At 47.9% G+C, this 17,214-nt stretch carries 17 protein-coding genes and 2 rRNA genes; 9 read left to right on the top strand and 10 right to left on the bottom strand.

The features are described 5' to 3' along the window. Nucleotides 1–48: 48 nt before the first annotated feature. The 3 genes from cgtA to rplU form a co-directional block, all read right to left on the bottom strand. The gene (gene cgtA, locus QMA35_RS07895) at nucleotides 49–1,248 is read right to left on the bottom strand and encodes an Obg family GTPase CgtA (RefSeq protein WP_281646600.1); all 1,200 of its coding nucleotides are present in this window, start codon (nucleotides 1,246–1,248) and stop codon (nucleotides 49–51) included. A gap of 190 nt (nucleotides 1,249–1,438) precedes the next feature. Further along, nucleotides 1,439–1,696 (bottom strand): 50S ribosomal protein L27, encoded by a 258-nt coding sequence (gene rpmA, locus QMA35_RS07890; protein WP_281646599.1) that lies wholly within the window; start codon nucleotides 1,694–1,696, stop codon nucleotides 1,439–1,441. An 18-nt stretch (nucleotides 1,697–1,714) separates the two neighbouring features. After that, nucleotides 1,715–2,026, bottom strand: a complete 312-nt coding sequence (rplU, locus tag QMA35_RS07885) for a 50S ribosomal protein L21 (protein ID WP_281646598.1) — start codon at nucleotides 2,024–2,026, stop codon at nucleotides 1,715–1,717. Between the two features lie 356 nt (nucleotides 2,027–2,382). Between rplU and ispB the strand changes: the two genes are divergently transcribed. From ispB to QMA35_RS07870, 3 genes are all read left to right on the top strand, one after another. Then, entirely contained in the window at nucleotides 2,383–3,363 is a 981-nt protein-coding gene (gene ispB, locus QMA35_RS07880) for an octaprenyl diphosphate synthase (RefSeq protein ID WP_281646597.1), read from the top strand. A 243-nt stretch (nucleotides 3,364–3,606) separates the two neighbouring features. Continuing rightward, a complete protein-coding gene (locus QMA35_RS07875) occupies nucleotides 3,607–4,704 on the top strand; it encodes a GIY-YIG nuclease family protein (RefSeq protein WP_281646596.1) in 1,098 nt (365 codons plus the stop codon). 117 nt (nucleotides 4,705–4,821) lie between these two features. After that, nucleotides 4,822–5,040, top strand: a complete 219-nt coding sequence (locus QMA35_RS07870) for a hypothetical protein (RefSeq protein WP_281646595.1) — start codon at nucleotides 4,822–4,824, stop codon at nucleotides 5,038–5,040. A 94-nt stretch (nucleotides 5,041–5,134) separates the two neighbouring features. Here the strand turns inward: QMA35_RS07870 and QMA35_RS07865 are convergent, their stop codons facing one another. Further along, nucleotides 5,135–5,329 (bottom strand): hypothetical protein, encoded by a 195-nt coding sequence (locus QMA35_RS07865; RefSeq protein ID WP_281646594.1) that lies wholly within the window; start codon nucleotides 5,327–5,329, stop codon nucleotides 5,135–5,137. Nucleotides 5,330–5,833: 504 nt separating this feature from the next. On the opposite strand from QMA35_RS07865, the gene QMA35_RS07860 reads away from it, so the two are divergent. Continuing rightward, nucleotides 5,834–7,099: an OprD family outer membrane porin gene (locus QMA35_RS07860; protein WP_281646593.1), complete on the top strand. Its 1,266-nt coding sequence runs from the start codon at nucleotides 5,834–5,836 to the stop codon at nucleotides 7,097–7,099. Nucleotides 7,100–7,189: 90 nt separating this feature from the next. On the opposite strand, the gene gorA is transcribed toward QMA35_RS07860, so the two are convergent. Then, nucleotides 7,190–8,548 (bottom strand): glutathione-disulfide reductase, encoded by a 1,359-nt coding sequence (gorA, locus tag QMA35_RS07855; protein ID WP_281646592.1) that lies wholly within the window; start codon nucleotides 8,546–8,548, stop codon nucleotides 7,190–7,192. A 356-nt stretch (nucleotides 8,549–8,904) separates the two neighbouring features. Between gorA and QMA35_RS07850 the strand changes: the two genes are divergently transcribed. After that, nucleotides 8,905–10,194, top strand: coding sequence for an NCS2 family permease (locus tag QMA35_RS07850; RefSeq protein ID WP_281646591.1), 1,290 nt, complete (start codon nucleotides 8,905–8,907; stop codon nucleotides 10,192–10,194). 493 nt (nucleotides 10,195–10,687) lie between these two features. Next, nucleotides 10,688–11,692 carry an LpxL/LpxP family Kdo(2)-lipid IV(A) lauroyl/palmitoleoyl acyltransferase gene (lpxL, locus tag QMA35_RS07845; RefSeq protein WP_281646590.1) on the top strand — a complete coding sequence of 335 codons (1,005 nt, stop codon included), beginning with the start codon at nucleotides 10,688–10,690 and terminating at the stop codon, nucleotides 11,690–11,692. 18 nt (nucleotides 11,693–11,710) lie between these two features. Here lpxL and QMA35_RS07840 read toward each other — a convergent pair whose 3' ends face one another. Continuing rightward, a complete protein-coding gene (locus tag QMA35_RS07840; protein ID WP_281646589.1) occupies nucleotides 11,711–11,974 on the bottom strand; it encodes a DUF1040 family protein in 264 nt (87 codons plus the stop codon). Between the two features lie 211 nt (nucleotides 11,975–12,185). On the opposite strand from QMA35_RS07840, the gene QMA35_RS07835 reads away from it, so the two are divergent. The 3 genes from QMA35_RS07835 (at nucleotide 12,186) to QMA35_RS07825 (ending at nucleotide 13,977) form a co-directional block, all read left to right on the top strand. Next, complete coding sequence (locus QMA35_RS07835) at nucleotides 12,186–12,692, top strand: 8-oxo-dGTP diphosphatase (protein WP_281646588.1); 507 nt, start codon at nucleotides 12,186–12,188, stop codon at nucleotides 12,690–12,692. Between the two features lie 139 nt (nucleotides 12,693–12,831). Beyond that, the gene (locus tag QMA35_RS07830) at nucleotides 12,832–13,284 is read left to right on the top strand and encodes an Hsp20 family protein (protein WP_281646587.1); all 453 of its coding nucleotides are present in this window, start codon (nucleotides 12,832–12,834) and stop codon (nucleotides 13,282–13,284) included. Nucleotides 13,285–13,476: 192 nt separating this feature from the next. Continuing rightward, entirely contained in the window at nucleotides 13,477–13,977 is a 501-nt protein-coding gene (locus QMA35_RS07825) for a hypothetical protein (RefSeq protein ID WP_281646586.1), read from the top strand. A gap of 87 nt (nucleotides 13,978–14,064) precedes the next feature. Here QMA35_RS07825 and QMA35_RS07820 read toward each other — a convergent pair whose 3' ends face one another. From QMA35_RS07820 to QMA35_RS07805, 4 genes are all read right to left on the bottom strand, one after another. Then, nucleotides 14,065–14,694: a thiol:disulfide interchange protein DsbA/DsbL gene (locus QMA35_RS07820; RefSeq protein ID WP_281646585.1), complete on the bottom strand. Its 630-nt coding sequence runs from the start codon at nucleotides 14,692–14,694 to the stop codon at nucleotides 14,065–14,067. 106 nt (nucleotides 14,695–14,800) lie between these two features. Then, nucleotides 14,801–15,757: an AEC family transporter gene (locus tag QMA35_RS07815; protein WP_281646584.1), complete on the bottom strand. Its 957-nt coding sequence runs from the start codon at nucleotides 15,755–15,757 to the stop codon at nucleotides 14,801–14,803. A gap of 188 nt (nucleotides 15,758–15,945) precedes the next feature. Further along, nucleotides 15,946–16,061, bottom strand: a 5S ribosomal RNA gene (gene rrf, locus QMA35_RS07810). A 125-nt stretch (nucleotides 16,062–16,186) separates the two neighbouring features. Beyond that, nucleotides 16,187–17,214 (bottom strand): 23S ribosomal RNA (locus QMA35_RS07805); the annotation flags it as partial.

Here is a 17,214-nt window from a genome sequence, read left to right as displayed (position 1 = left end):
ACCCCCTCGGGAATAATACTGCTTAGCGCTCGCTCATGACTATTTATGCTATGGCACGTAGAAGACTTCTACATCATGGTCATCATCGTCTTCTTCTGCTTGTGCAGCCATTTTTTCAGCCTGACGACGAGCACGACGCTCAGCAGCCAACTCTTCAATACGAACACGAGCTTCTTCTTCCATGCGCTCACGCTGTGCCTGCTCAGCTTCAGCGTATTCTTCATCCTGATTTTCCTGAAGATTACGCTCTTCGATGAAAGTCATCATGTTCTGACACATCTGCATGGTGCCATCGCTACTAATTGCGGAAATGCGATAAACAGGGCCTTCCCAGCCCAGCTCACTGACAATGCGATCGCAAAGCCCATCGCGCTCTTCTTCTGGAACCAGATCCAGTTTATTCAGAACCAACCAGCGCTCACGGCCAGCCAGCGCTTCACTAAACTCTTCCAGCTCACCAATAATGGCTTTGGCAGAATCAACGGGATCAGTGCCATCAATCGGAGCAACATCCACAAGATGCAATAGAATCCGGCAGCGGGCCAGGTGCTTTAGGAATCGAATGCCCAAACCTGCACCTTCAGCCGCCCCCTCAATCAAGCCTGGAATATCAGCAACTACAAAGCTGCGGTGCTTCTGAACACTTACCACACCAAGATTTGGCACCAGCGTTGTGAACGGATAATCCGCGACCTTCGGTTTAGCGTGGGAAACAGAACGAATAAATGTTGATTTACCAGCATTGGGCATACCCAGCAGACCAACATCAGCAATAACTTTCAGCTCCAGCTTGATGTTACGAGCCTCACCAGGTTTTCCTGGAGTTGCAACACGGGGTGCACGGTTGGTACTGGACTTAAAACAGGTGTTACCAATGCCGTTATGCCCACCCAGAGCCACCAGCAGTTTTTCACCAGCCTGAGTCAGATCACCAATCACTTCCTGGGTGTCTTCGTCAACAACAGTTGTTCCTACCGGAACTCGCAGAACAGTGTCTTCGCCCTTGGCACCGGTACATTGCCCGCCACGGCCCTGCTCACCATTCCTGGCCTGATAACGACGCGTGTAACGGTAATCCACCAACGTGTTCAGATCGTTATCTGCCACCATATAGATGCTGCCACCAACACCGCCGTTCCCCCCATCAGGACCACCTTTGGGGATATATTTTTCCCGCCGGAAACTTATACAGCCATTACCACCCTTACCAGCTTCAACATGGATATGGGCTTCATCAACAAATTTCATTCTTAACCTCCACACCAGCGCTACAACTGCCAGTGCTATCAATCCAGGCGCCTGTCGGCTTATGTTAGATATCTCTGATCAAAACACGAAATAACTAACATAAACCGGGCGCTGACTTTTGTTACCTACATAATAAAAAAGCCCCGCAAGCGGGGCTTTGGGGCTTTTAATGAAAAAAGCCAGACGCCAATTAAGCCGCTTCTACACGAATGTACTTGCGGTTCTTGGGGCCTTTTACTTCGAAAACAACCTTGCCGTCAGCTTTAGCGAACAAGGTGTGATCCTTGCCCATACCAACGTTTTCACCAGCATGGAACTTGGTACCACGCTGACGAACCAGGATGTTACCAGCCAGTACAACTTGGCCGCCGAAACGCTTCACGCCAAGGCGTTTACTTTCCGAATCGCGACCATTACGAGTACTACCGCCTGCTTTTTTGTGTGCCATGAGTCAATACCCTCCGAATCAGGCGCTGATGCCAGTAATTTTGATTTCAGTGAACCACTGACGGTGGCCCATTTGCTTACGGTGATGCTTCCGGCGACGGAACTTAACGATAGTCACCTTCTTGCCACGACCGTGAGCAACGATCTCAGCGTTAACCTTTGCACCTTCAACAACAGGAGCACCGATCTTAACGTCTTCACCGTTGGCAACCAGCAGAACCTGGTCCAGCTCGATGGCTTCACCAGTGGCAATGTCCAGTTTCTCAACCTTCAGGGTTTCCCCTTCGGCTACACGGTACTGTTTGCCACCAGTTTTAATAACTGCGTACATGGAATTCTCCGAAAAACCTAGCCTTTTTGTCAAAGGCATCCACACAACGTGGAGTTTTTTTGTTAACCGCCTGCTTACGAGATAGCGCCCATGAAACGAATTCCTGAATCTGGTTGACTCAACAAGCCTCCAGCTTCCTGACCGATCATAACAAACAGCTGCTATCAAGACTTTCAGAACGGATCGCGCATTGTAGAGAATGACTCACACTGAAACAAGCCATTCTGGCACCCAAAGCGGACATCTACTGCCAACAATCAGTACGACTGCCTTCCAGACCGTGTATTTCCTTGACACCCCTGTGGGCACCCCATACGATCAGCCCGTCTACCAGATTCACACAAGTATCGCCACTAATGCCTCAGAACGACGATCTCCGCCGTATCTACTCTACGGTCAAAGAGGAATTCCAGACCGTAAACGAATGCATCATGAATCAGCTGCACTCGGATGTTACGCTGGTAGAAAAAATCGGCCACTACATTATAGATGCTGGAGGCAAACGCCTGCGCCCTCTGCTTGTTTTGCTCAGCGCCGGTGCCTGCGGCTACAAAGGCAAACAGCAGGCTACCCTTGCAGCCGTTATTGAGTTCCTTCATACCGCCACACTGCTTCACGACGATGTAGTGGATTCTTCCGATCTGCGCCGAGGCCGATCTACCGCCAACGCAAAATGGGGCAACTCACCCAGCGTACTGGTTGGTGACTTTTTGTTCTCCCGTTCCTTCGAGATGATGGTCAGCATTGGCGATATGGATGTCATCTCCGCACTCGCTACCGCCACCAACGTTATTTCTGAAGGTGAAGTGATGCAGCTTATCAATGTACGCTCTCCTGACCTCAGCGAAGAACAGTACATGGAAGTCATTCGCTGTAAAACCGCCATGCTGTTTGAAGCATCTACCCATACAGCCGCACTTCTCGCCAAAGCCTCACAAGAAGAAACCGAAGCACTGAAAGCTTATGGCAACCATCTTGGTCTGGCTTTTCAGTTAGTCGATGACCTTCTGGACTACACCGGTAACAGTGAAACCATGGGTAAGAATGTGGGCGATGATCTTGCGGAGGGTAAAGTCACCTTACCTCTGATTTACGCTATGAAAAATGGCAACAGCGATCAAAACGCTGTTATCCGTAAAGCCATTCGCGGAAACGGTATGGATCATCTCGACGAAGTCATGAATGCGATTAGCGCTACCGGCGCATTGGGTTACACCGCTCAACGCGCAAAGGAAGAAGCTCAAAAAGCGATTCATGCAGTGAGTATTCTGCCAGAAAGCGCACACCAGCAAGCCATGATTGATCTTGCTAATTTCTCAGTAAGCCGAACCGCCTAACCACACGACCCTATCGGCCTGAACGCATCTTTCAGGCCGAACCTATTTTTTAAACCACCTTTTTATTTTCGCAACTTATACGACAACGGTTATTCCCACTCCCATTCAATAACCCAAAGTTCCAACACAATAAAATATTCGTGAAATACTGACTAAAAACCCACTTCACACTCTCGCCAAGGTCGCTATAATGTCGCGCCTCGCGCTTCAGTCATTACTCCAGTCAAACAGGGTTGCAGCCTCTTGATAATTTTTACCGTCACCAACACGATTACCCACCAGGTTTATGTCGGCTCCACCCGCAACGATCTGGATGCTCAATGGGAACGCATGGTGGCCGCTGCTGAGCAGAATCTTGATTTCCCTCTTTACCGTGACATTCGCACCTACGGTTGCGATGCTTTCATCCGTGAAATCTACGATATGGCGGACTCTCGCCAAGAGCTTGCGGAACTTGAACAGGACGCCCTTGAAACCCTGAATGCCATTAGCCTTCGCGGTCACAAAACCAGTGTTGTTGTTATCAAGAAAAAGACACCGGTTAGGCGCAAAAAATCAGAAGCTGAAAAAGAACTGCTCGATCTACTGGACACATTCGCTACTGACAGTGACAACGCCACTGACGACACTCCAACAGAGCAAACAAAAGCCAAAGTTTCTGAAGAAGCTAAGCCTGCAGAAGCAAAAGGCCGGGTTATCAAGGCAGAAGCCCCTGCCCAACCTGCCATCAAACAAAAAACCAGCATTCCGAAAGCCGCCAAGCCGACAGCCACAAAATCTTTCAGCACCAACTCTTCTTTTGATGCTGTTGCCGCAGCCAAAGCTATTCTGGCCGCAGCCGCAAAAGAAGAAGATCAAAAAGCGGCCGCGCAGCCAAAGCCTGTTGATCCAAAGCGTACATCCCGTACCACGGGCAACGTGAAGCTGGACGTAAGCATTGACGATACCATTAATGCTCAACTAGCGGCTATTACCGCTGCGGTTGATGGCGTTCTTGCTGGTAACGCTCAGGCAGCCAGCCAACTGGAAACACAGAAAAGAACCCAGCCTGTTGAAGCTGACTCTTTATCTGAAGCGCCTAAAGCTTTCCAGCAAACGGAAGCCTCAGCAGAAGAGCCCACTGAACCAGAGACCATTGAACAACCACTGGAAAAACCCGCCAAGGTTTTCAGTGAAAAAGAACTACGACTCATAGAAGCTATGGAGCGCCACCGTGAACTACGCGTCAAGCGCACCAGTGATGTAATTGATGCCGAAAAGAATCAGATCAAAGAGCTGTTGGCCGAGCTCAATAACCGTGTAGCTTCCATGCCAGTAGATACTGCCGCTCTTTATCATTAATTAAATACCATAACGTTCTGAAACCCGGTTCTGCCGGGTTTCTTTTTATCTGACCATCCAGCTGCCCAGACTGGTCTAAACTGAAATCTGAACAGATAAGAGACGGATTTCGGCAGAATGAACAATCAGAATGCACAACACAACACGGAGCAGGAATACACCGACAAACTTCAGAAGGCATTAAAAAATCTGAAGAAGATGAATTTCAGTCTGATTAGGCTTGAAGAAAAACTGGCTCGGCAAAACGCCCGATGCCAAAAGGTGACGCAGGATATGAAAAAGCTGCAGCAGTCTCTTTCACAAACAACAGCCACAACCCGAAGACCATCAAATTAGTTGAAGCGTTACATCATTTCGATGCCACTTTCTTGCACAGTCCGGCTACTGGTTGATGCGGAAACCAGATTCAAATCCCTCTCCATCACTCGACTCATACATTGATCAATGCGATCCCGGAACCTGCCGCACCACCAGTCAGTTGCTCGTCGAGTACTTCCTTCAATGGTGTATAGAAAGAAATATAATCACTCCCTGCCAGAATAGATTTGGTCGCAGTAAAGCTGGGGCTGGAGGTTTTGGGTTCAACGACCAGCCGGTTTACCCGTGAATAAATTGCCTGCGCCATCTCAGAAAGCGTTGTTCTGTTTCCTGTTCGAACCAACAGCCGATCACACAGCCTTCACGCAATTGCGCCAGGTTTCAACTCATTGCTGGCTGAGTTACACAGAGATGTTTTGCCGCTTCCGTCACACTGCAGCAGTAGCGCTTTAAGGCTGGGCACCACCTACAATCAGCAAATTAACCGAGCATACCTGATCTACACCATGGAAGTACTCTAATTCCAGAATCTACCATATAGCGTTCTAACGGGAGACATTAACACTTCTCCCGTTTTTATTTGCCTCTCAGAAACCATTCAATCTGGTGCAAAAAACTTTTTACGCCATTTTTCCTGCACCAGTAGTTTTCAAAACAAAATTTGTTACATTCTTTTTACCAACACGGGCAAAAAATACGCATTTGCACGTGCAAAACAAAAAAATCTTCTGATATGCTCATAGCGCACGTCGTTTCTTACAAAGGAATGACGTAATAATTACAAACACACAACAAATTAGAAGACACACATATGAAGCTGAAAGCATCCTTATTGAGCGCAGCTATCGCTGCTGCTGTAGCTACCACTTCTGCTCAAGCTGCAGAGGTTGTAACTTTTGATCCTTCCCTGAAGCTGAGCTACAAGAACCACCTCTGGGATGAAGACTACGATTACAACAATGTTCGTAAAAGTGATGGTTCTCTGCAAGGAGATCTCGAGCGTGACGAATGGGCTCAGGCTATCATTGCTGACTTTGACACTGGCTACATCAATAATGTCATTGGCGCCGTTGTCACTGTTGGTGCAGCTCACTCACTGAAGAACAACGACGATTCTAGCAACTCTAACCTGCCTACTGGCTCCGATGGCGAGGCTAATGACTTCGCAGGTGTTCAGCAAGCTTACCTGAAAGCCAAGTACGCTCTGGGTGATTTAAACTTGGGCGGTTCTTGGGGTGTTAAGAAGCGCGGCTTTGAGCTATTCGGTAACTCTGGCTCCCGTATCCTGAGTGCTAGTTCTTACGGTCTGGACGTAACAGCTGAATACATGGGCCTGAACCTGTATGCTTCTAATCTGACTGGCGGCAGCAAGCGTGACCAGTCGTCCTTCAATGATGACTACAGCAGTGATTACGTACGTATTGTGGGCGCCAGCTACAGCGTCGCCGGCGTTGATCTGAGTGCTGAACATCTTCGCGCTGAAGACTTTGTAAAGAAGAACTTCCTCAAAGCTGCTTACAGTCTGCCACTGGCAGAAGACCTGTCTGCTGACTTCGACGTGCGCTATGCCACTGCTGACGCAGACAGTAAGTCTGGCAACGAAGATTCCAACTACTACAACCTGAACGCCACCCTGAACTTCGGTAATGCTTATGTTGGTGCTGGTTACAACCGCACCCGTGACGGCGACTGGATTGGTAAAAACACGGACACCAACCTCGGTAACGATGACACCTTTAATTCTTCCCTGTCTCAGTGGGCTGACTACTCGGCCAAAGGCGAAAAAGCTTACCTGCTGACTGCTGGTTATAACTTTGCCGACCTGGGCCTGCCTGGTTTGAGCATCGATCTGGCGACTGCCAAAGGTAGTGACAAGGCTGACACCAGCAAGTTTGATCGTCGCGAGTGGAGCAGCTATGTATCCTATGCCTTTGACGGTCAATTAGAAGGTCTGTCTGTCGCTTGGTACCACTACGACTACAGCCTGGATGAGCGCGGCGATACTGATACAGTTACTGCCAAGAGCGACGAAAAAGGCGATCGTCTTTACCTGAAGTACTCTGTGTCTGTATTCTAATTCAAGCTTGAATTAATACACCGAGTACAGCTCCAAAAGAAAAGGGAAAAGCCCTCCCCGGCTTTTCCCTTTTTTATTGCCCTTGAAAAATTATTCGGCAGGCGTACGCATAGTCACAAATTCTTCCGCAGCGGTTGGATGAATACCAATCGTGGAATCAAAAATTTTCTTGGTGGCCCCGGCTTTCAATGCTACTGCCAAGCCCTGAAGAATTTCACCAGCATCAGCACCCACCATATGGCATCCTAAAACCCTGTCAGTTTCGCCATCCACAACCAGTTTCATGAATGTCTTTTCCTGACGGCCACTTAACGTGTGCTTCATATGCCGGAAACGGGATTTAAACACCTGAATATTGCTGTACTTTTCCCTGGCCTGCTCTTCGGTTAAACCAACAGTTCCAATATTGGGCTGGCTAAATACCGCTGTAGCAATATGCTCGTAATCCATAGCTATCGACTCTTTATCACCGTAAAGGTGATTCACCAACGCCATACCTTCGGAAAGGGCGACAGGTGTGAGCTGCAGGCGATCAATCACATCACCCAATGCATAGATGCTTGGCACTGAGCTTTGGAAATTGTTATTCACCTTGATGGCTCCGTTCTTCGCCATCTCAACACCAATATTTTCCAGTCCAAGATTACTGGTGTTAGGTACACGCCCAGTAGCGTAAAGAACCGCATCGCAGCTTTCAGTAGAACCATCGGCCCATGTAATTGTTAAACTGCCATCAGCCTCTTTATCAACCTTCTCTACATTACTGTTAAAACGCAGATCGATACCTTTGCCTATCATTTCATCCCGCAGTGTTTCCCTTACGTCGTTATCAAAACCACGGAGAAACAGCTCACCACGATAAGATTGTACGGTTTCGGCTCCCAAACCATGGAAGATGCCGGCAAACTCAACAGCAATATAACCGCCACCAACAACCACAACTTTCTTCGGGAAGGTTTCCAGATAGAAAGCATCATCAGAAACAATCACATGCTCTTTACCGGGAAAATCTGGAACGAAAGGTTTGGCACCAGGCACAACCAGAATACGCTCAGCTGAATACTGCTTGCCCTTAATCTCAACCGTGTTGGCATCTACAACTTTGGCGTAACCGTTAATAAGCTCAACACCGGCATTTTTCAGCAGGTTGTCGTAAATACCATTGAGGCGTTCAATTTCTTTGGTTTTGTTATCTCGCAGTGTCGGCCAGTCAAACTTTGCGCCTTCCACTGTCCAGCCATAGCCGCGGGCATCTTCAAAATCTTCCGCGTAATGGGCGCCATATACAAACAGCTTTTTTGGTACACAACCAATATTTACACAGGTTCCCCCAAGGAAACGACCTTCTGCAACAGCTACTTTTGCACCTGCAGCAGATGCCATACGACTAGCTCGCACACCACCAGAACCGGCACCAATTACAAAAAGGTCGTAATCAAATTCACTCACTCGAGGATTCCTCTCAAATATTGCCCGCAGTCTGGGCGCAAACAAAATTCTTCTAGCCTGATAATACGCCTTTTTACACCCTGCGCATCTGACCTCTAGCAGTAACTACGTATATTCGTTCAATTCAGAGTCACAACCCTAAGACGAGAAATACAAGCAGAGGACGAAAAGCCACAAAGAGTTCCAGTTCATACCGAACTCACACCAGATCTATACAGAAAACCAACAATCCACACGACAATCACTACTAATATTTATAGTTGTTATATAAACTACCGGCCCTCGAAGCCCTGACACCCATCAGGGTTTTCTCACCTTCGCTCACCCTTAAAATCACCCACGAGTTTATTAGTTGTATGCTCGAGAAAATCTTTCATCTTTCAGAAAATAACACCAACGTTCGACAGGAAGTCCTTGCTGGCGTCACTACATTCCTGACGATGGCGTATATTATTTTTGTTAACCCCAGTCTGCTGGCAGCTGCTGGCATGGATCACGGAGCAGTGTTCGTAGCTACCTGCCTTGCGGCCGCAATTGGCTGTTTCATTATGGGCCTTTACGCCAACTACCCTGTAGCTCTGGCTCCCGGTATGGGACTGAACGCATTCTTTGCTTTCACTGTTGTTGGCCAAATGGGATACACATGGCAGGTTGCCCTGGGTGCTGTTTTCTTCTCCGGCATCTGCTTTTTCCTGATGAGTGTTTTCCGAATCAGGGAGTGGATTATTAACAGCATTCCATTATCACTGCGTGGTGGTATCGGTGCAGGTATTGGCTTATTTCTTGGCTTTCTCGGTTTGCAGAATGCCGGCATTGTTATCGAAAATCCCGCAACCATGGTCTCTCTCGGGGATATGACCAGTTGGGGGCCAATGATGGCGAGCCTTGGCTTTATTATTATCGCGGCGCTCTATCACCGTGGAGTGACTGGCTCGGTAATGTTCGGCATTTTAACGGTTTCACTGATCAGCATTGCCGTTGGTGAAGTTCAAATCGATGGTGTTTTTGCCCTGCCTCCCAGCATTGCGCCGACCATTCTGCAGCTGGACTTGGCAGGGGCGATGGATATTGGCCTGATCACCATTATATTCTCATTCTTATTTGTAGATATGTTTGATACATCTGGCACCATGATCGCCGTAGCCCAGAAAGGTAACCTGCTGAACAAAGATGGTTCTCTGCCACGCATTGGCAAGGCACTGATGGCCGACAGTACTGCCACTGTTGCAGGCTCTCTGCTGGGCACCTCCACAACCACAAGTTACATTGAAAGTGGCGCTGGTATTGCCGTGGGTGGCCGTACGGGTTTGACGGCCGTTGTAGTTGGCATTCTTTTCCTTCTGTCTCTATTCCTTTCACCTTTGGCTGCCGCCATCCCTGCTTACGCCACTGCACCAGCCCTGATCTTTGTTGCTGTTCTAATGTGTCACAGCCTGACAACAATCGATTGGGAAGATATTACCGATGTTGCCCCTGTCGGCATCGCGGCTTTGGCAATGCCTCTAACCTATTCTGTGGCCTCCGGTATTGCTTTCGGGGTTCTGTCCTGGACAGCTATTAAACTGCTGGCAGGTCGTGGCAAAGAGATTACTCCGGCTATGATTATTCTCTCTGCTTTATTTGCTATAAAGTTTGTTATTGTGTAACAGGAACTCCCCTCCTGCTCCGGTTTTCTACATTGATGCTTGAATCAAGAAAACCGGAAAACAAGCCTCATTCCCTACAATAATAACCTTCTGCGTGTGTTGCCTGTCATGTCAGCTATTTTTGTTGACATGATGTCTACGCTCTCATCACCTCAATGATCGTTGCCACTTTTTACAGTGATATATTCCTTGCCAATAGCTCTCAAACAACCCGGGAACTGATACTGGGCAATGGGGATTTCCTGGTCCGCTTTTGCCTGCAGCTTCTTTGCTGGTGATTTAACAGCTTTACTGATTTCTTATATATCCATGGAATGGCTTCTCTTCTCAGGTGGGTTATTTATGGTCACTGAAGGCTTATCTGCCAAGTTTCATCTGCCAGAATCCGCTAGAAAGTAACAGAAACTCAACAAACCATCGTAAAGTTACCAATTATCCTTTGCCTGCTTCCGGTATAATGCACTGATCTGATTTATCAAACTTGAGAAGTGCGTTGAATCCGGAGATTGATCACGAAATCCCTTTTAGCAAAAGGGAATACACAGCCAACTACAACTTTAAGATGGCCTATCTGCACCCTAGATACTGGCCACTGTGGTTACTTATTGCTTTCTTGTTTTTGGTTGGCCGCCTTCCATTCCCCTGGGTACTGGCCCTTGGTCGCCGGATAGGGCGAATGTTTATGAAAATGGGCGGCAGTCGGGTAAAAGTTACCCGCAGAAACCTTGAGCTATGCTTCCCAGACAAATCCAGCGAAGAGCGTGAAGCGTTACTGGTAAAGAACTTCGAATCGATTGGAATTGCTTTACTGGAACCCGGAGTTGCCTGGTTCTCGTCACGGAAGCGCATTGAGCGCATCAGTCGTTTTATTGGCTGGTCACGGGTTTTAAAAGCTCAAGACAGCAATCATGGTGTGCTAGTCAGTGCATTGCACATGACCTGTCTGGAAATGGCTTGCCGCATTGCCAGCGAACGTTTCTCTTTCAATATTCTCTACCGGGTTCACGACAACCCTGTTTACGAATATGTGAGTGGAGTTTGCCGTAATCGCTATCGCCATAAGTCCCGTTTTATCCCACGGAAGCAAGTGAAAGATCTTCTTCACTTCATTAAACAAGGAGAGGTCGGCATTATCCTGCCCGATCAGGATATGGGCCGTAAGCGCAGCCACTTTATTCCTTTCTTTGGTATTGATGCCGCGACTATTCCGAGCACATCAGATTTTGCCCGCCTGGCAGATGCCAAAGTAGTCACCGGTTCTTATTTCCTTGACGATGACAATCGTTATATTGTCGAGTTTTCCGAACCTCTGGAGAGTTTTCCAACAGAAGACAGTCTGGCAGATACCACCAGAATTGCTGAACTGACCGAATCCACAATTCGCCAACACCCAGACCAATACCTCTGGCAGCACAGGCGCTTTAAAACCCGTCCGGAAGGAGAGACCTCCCTCTACGGCAAGAAAGAGCCTAAAAAGAAGAAGAGGAAGAAAAAATAACGAAAAGGGTGCACAGACTTAGGCCTTGCACCCTCTTGCTTTCATAAGGGCGGAACGAAAATCGGGAATATACTCGTTATGCACCCCACCTAACCGAGGACTACATCCACCGCTATTTTGCTCAAGTTGATAAAACAGCACTTCATCCTTCAGATTGCTAGTACTTCCCAAATGCCCGGCTGACGCAGCGATATGCTCAACTAAACGCATCAGTTCCAGTTCTGGTTCTTTTTCCCAGGCTTTCAGCAATAACGAAAGCAACTCCTGTTTACACTCAGTCATTTTATAGGCACTCACAAACTCAAAGAAACACAGACAAACACCTGTAGTGTTATTCTGTGTGCGCTTGAGTATCCCTTACGAAAACAATGAAATCCCTGACAAAAATCAAACTTTAAGTGAAAGTCGCAGGTGCAACCAAGCTTCTGGACATTCCCATGGATCAAGGCCAATCTTTGCCAACTCTTTTTACTTTCTGAGAATGGATGCCGACGTGCTCACGCATGCAAAAATAAATAGTCTTGAAGATATCGACTGGGATAACTGGCAGGCCAAAGATCCGGCCACATTGGTCTTTGTAGTCAAAGATGGCCAGATTCTTCTTATTCGCAAGAAGCGGGGGTTGGGAGCTGGAAAAATTAATGGCCCAGGCGGAAAGCTTGAACCAGGAGAGACTCCTGAACAGTGTGCCACACGTGAAGTTCAGGAAGAATTACACATCACTCCACACAACTTAACCTACCACGGCGAAAACCTGTTTCAGTTTGTGAATGGCTACTCTATCCATGTGCACGTGTACACCACAGGCTCCTTTGAAGGAACGCCGACAGAAACAGAAGAAGCCATCCCGGTATGGTTTCCTGTGGATGCTATCCCTTATTCAGAAATGTGGGCAGACGATGAAATATGGCTCCCGCTGGTTCTGGAAGGCAAAAAGATCCATGGTCGTTACATCTTTGATGACGATACAATGCTGGATTACAGCCTGACGGAAAAATAAATTCCCCACCCCACTTGGAATCGAAAAAAGCGCCCCTATATCTTTGAACAAGAGAGGTTGCTCATTGGAGGACTTCTCTTACTGACCTGTCTCCGGAAGGTCGCCTTCATCACAATATTGCTCATTTGAGGATATGAATATGCGTACTATCGATTTCGACTTGTCTCCCCTGTATCGTTCCGCTATTGGCTTTGATCGCATTGCCAATATGCTTGAGAACATCAATCACACTGGTAACCAGAACGGCTACCCCCCCTACAACATCGAACTTCTCGATGAGAACAGCTACCGGATCACCATGGCAGCCGCTGGCTTCCAGGAAGATGAACTGGATATTGAAAGCCGTGAAAATGTTCTTACCGTTAAAGGCAAAAAATCTGAAGGTAAGACTGAACGTAAGTACCTTTATCAAGGCATTGCCGAGCGTAACTTCGAGCGCCGTTTCCAATTGGCCGACTATGTTCGTGTAACAGGTGCTGCTATGGAAAATGGGCTACTTCATATTGATCTTGAAAGAGAAATTCCCGAAGCAATGAAGCCTCGGAAGATCAATATCAACAACGGCAAGCTACTGGAAAGCGAAGCTAAATAACACTGAGCCCTAAAAACTGTACAGGGGAAGGTATACGCTATACCTTCCCTCTCCGATAACACTTCTCTCTTTTCCCTTCTTTCTTACCTAAGTTCCCCTACCCGAAAGCTGCTGGATAGTGGCAAACCAGAGCAGAGATTTGTAGTTACTGATGGTAAACTTCACGGTTTTTCCGAAGGATACAGTAGTCATATGTCCTCCACTTCTGAAGCTCTCTCTCTCGACAAATTACAGGCTGAGCTCAAGCAGCTGAAAGCCGAGAACAAAGCCTTGATGGCAGACAACCCAAAGCGCCTGAAGACCCAGATTAAGCGCCTGCAAGATGACAACCGCAGCAAGAATGCGGAACTCAACCAGCTGAAAAGCCGCCTGAAGAAGGCTCAGCAGGAAAGTACAGAGAAGGATTCGTTTCTTGATGAAATGAGTGACTCCCTGAACACTCTAAAAGTTCTGGAAAAGCCTCACTGGGAATCAGAAGACAAGAGCTGGGCGGTTTATCTGGAACTGGATAAGGATGGTAAGGAAGCTGAGCAGCCTGACTTCAACCTGCGCCTTGTGGACCGCAAAACTGGTGGTGCAAAAATGCCTCACATGGACGAAGGCAAAGACGGCAAGCCAGTTTTGAGCTGGCCACGCATGCGCACTATTCCAAAAGATGTTAAAGTCGTTATCGAAAACCTTGTAGAGCTCTAAGAACCCTACAAGGATCTTTCAGGAGCTGTTGATACCAGGGGCGCTCTCAATTAAGCACCAGCGTCAACAGCCCCTGTGAGGAAGGTTTTACTGCTGTTTGCTTTCTTTCTCCATCAGGTACTCTGCAACTTTCAGCATTTCAGTATTGCTTCCGGCAGACTGCGCAGATAAACGGTACTTGCCGTTTACAATCAGAGCAGGAACACCTGTCAAGCGCGAGCCTCGAACGACAGCATCAGCCTGACGCATCTGGTTACGCACACCAAATGACTTAAATGCTTTTTTAAAGTCGGCCTCAGAAACACCATACTTACTGAGTAGTTGAACCATCTCTTCTTGAGTGTCCAACTTACGACCCTGCTTGTGAATGGCAGCGAAAACATCTTCATGTGCGGCAGTGCCAAGCTTCAGAGCATCGACAGTAAAATAAAGCTGGGCATGGTTCTTCCATACAGGACTGAACTGAGCAGGTACCTTTCTGAAAGAAGTGTATTCCGGTAGAGTCTTTTTCCACGCTTCAATAGTTGGTTCAAGCGTAAAGCAGTGAGGGCAGCCGTACCAGAAGGCTTCTGCGATTTCGACTTTATCTTTTGTTTGAGTAGGAACAGGGGTATCCAGACGGAAATAATGGACACCTTCCTGGTAGGGTTCTGCAGCCATAGCGGCTAGAGGGGAAATAAACAGTAAGACGAAAAACGCCTTTATCAATCTTGTCACAACCGACACTCCATTGATCTTTATTTAAGATACTCCGGCATTGTGTCAGAAATGATTGCGCTGTCCTACCCCTGATGATGAAAGGCGTGTAACGACAGGTAAAAGGTTAAATCAAGCTGAAATAGCGGAGAAGAAAAATTCCCAGACTATTGGTGAAAATGGCACCAATAGTGGTTATTGCAATAATATTTGCGGCAAGAGTCCCTTGCCCGGTTACAGCTTTAGCCATGACAAAGCTGGCGGCAGCAGTTGGGCTTGCGAATAATACAAAGAGAATCCCAAGCTCCATTCCCCGATAGCCCAAAAGTCCCGCAATAAGAACACCAGCCGCAGGTAAAACAACAAGCTTGAAAACGGCTGCCCCAAAGGATTCAAAGCTCGTTTTCACCATGGACTGCAAATTAATTGTTCCTCCAATCGATAGCAGTGCCAACGGCAGGGCAATTCCGCCAAGATATTCTACAACTCGATAAGCCAGATCGGGAATTGTCCATCTTGATATACTGATAGCGAGACTTATGGCAACCGATATGATTAATGGATTCTTAATAATACTGTGAATAAGCGTCGAAGAAGATAATCTGGATTGCTTGCCTTCCTCAACAGCATAAAACTCAAGAACAATTATCGAAAAAATATTGTAGAAAATAATGATCAGGGAAATCAGCAAAGATGACTGCGCAACACCTTCCGCTCCATACATGTTGTTGGCAAAAGCCAACCCCGTTATTGCAAGATTCCCACGAAATGCTCCCTGAACAAAAATCCCTCTCAGCTCTCGCCGCTTAACCGTCATTACAGCAAGCACCCAGGCAAGCACAAAGCTGATGACAGTAACACCAAGGCTGAGGAAAATAAGAGAGGGCTTGAGACTGCTGTTTAAATCGAGTCGGCTCAAACTCATAAACAGCAAGGCAGGCATGCTGATATTAAAAACCAGTTTTGATGACGTTGCGATAAACTGATTATCGATAAAGTGAACGCGCTTCAGGACAGTCCCAAGAAGAACCATCAAAAAGATGGGAAGAGTGACTCCAGCGGTATAAAGAAGAGTTTCTAACATGAAGCATCAGCCCGCATAACCAACCTTCCCCAAACAGTGTACTTGGCCATACTATCATTGCGATAGCTGGCCATACGGAACCACTCTCTAGAAAAAGAACACACTGAAAAGCAAAAACCCCAGCCATGTTCTTCGTAAAGAACGCAACTGGGGTTTTGCAGCCTTGAGCGAACTCAAGGAGAATGAAAGCCTGGCGATGACCTACTCTCGCATGGGGAAGCCCCACACTACCATCGGCGATGCTTCGTTTCACTGCTGAGTTCGGGATGGGATCAGGTGGTTCCAAAGCTCTTTCGTCGCCAGGCAAAACTGTTGGTTGTTGTCTTTCAACAACAACCTATGAAATCTGTCTTTTAGTTACTGCGCACATTGTCGTATGTGGTAAATCATTTCGCGTTATTTACAATCCTGAGATCGCTTTGGCGTTATATGGTCAAGCCGCACGAGTCATTAGTACTGGTTAGCTCAACGCCTCACAACGCTTACACACCCAGCCTATCAACGTCCTGGTCTTGGACGGCTCTTCAGGGGCTCAAGGCCCTGGGAAGTCTCATCTTGAAGGGGGCTTCCCGCTTAGATGCTTTCAGCGGTTATCCCGTCCGAACTTAGCTACCGGGCAATGCGTCTGGCGACACAACCCGAACACCAGTGGTTCGTCCACTCCGGTCCTCTCGTACTAGGAGCAGCTCTTCTCAAACTTCCAACGTCCACGGCAGATAGGGACCGAACTGTCTCACGACGTTCTAAACCCAGCTCGCGTACCACTTTAAATGGCGAACAGCCATACCCTTGGGACCGGCTTCAGCCCCAGGATGTGATGAGCCGACATCGAGGTGCCAAACACCGCCGTCGATGTGAACTCTTGGGCGGTATCAGCCTGTTATCCCCGGAGTACCTTTTATCCGTTGAGCGATGGCCCTTCCATTCAGAACCACCGGATCACTATGACCTACTTTCGTACCTGCTCGAGTTGTGACTCTCGCAGTCAAGCTGGCTTGTACCATTATACTAACCGCACGATGTCCGACCGTGCTTAGCCAACCTTCGTACTCCTCCGTTACTCTTTGGGAGGAGACCGCCCCAGTCAAACTACCCACCACACACTGTCCTCACGCCAGATCATGGCGCGGAGTTAGAACTCCAACATTACCAGGCTGGTATTTCAAGATTGGCTCCACCGAAACTGGCGTTCCGGTTTCAAAGCCTCCCAGCTATCCTACACAAGTAATGTCAAAGTCCAGTGTGAAGCTGTAGTAAAGGTTCACGGGGTCTTTCCGTCTAGCCGCGGATACACAGCATCTTCACTGCGATTTCAATTTCACTGAGTCTCGGGTGGAGACAGCGTGGCCATCGTTACGCCATTCGTGCAGGTCGGAACTTACCCGACAAGGAATTTCGCTACCTTAGGACCGTTATAGTTACGGCCGCCGTTTACCGGGGCTTCGATCAAGAGCTTC

Origin of the sequence: Parendozoicomonas sp. Alg238-R29, from assembly GCF_947331445.1 — a bacterium.
Classification (GTDB): Bacteria; Pseudomonadota; Gammaproteobacteria; order Pseudomonadales; family Endozoicomonadaceae; genus Sansalvadorimonas.
This window is presented reverse-complemented; position numbering and strand designations above follow the sequence as displayed.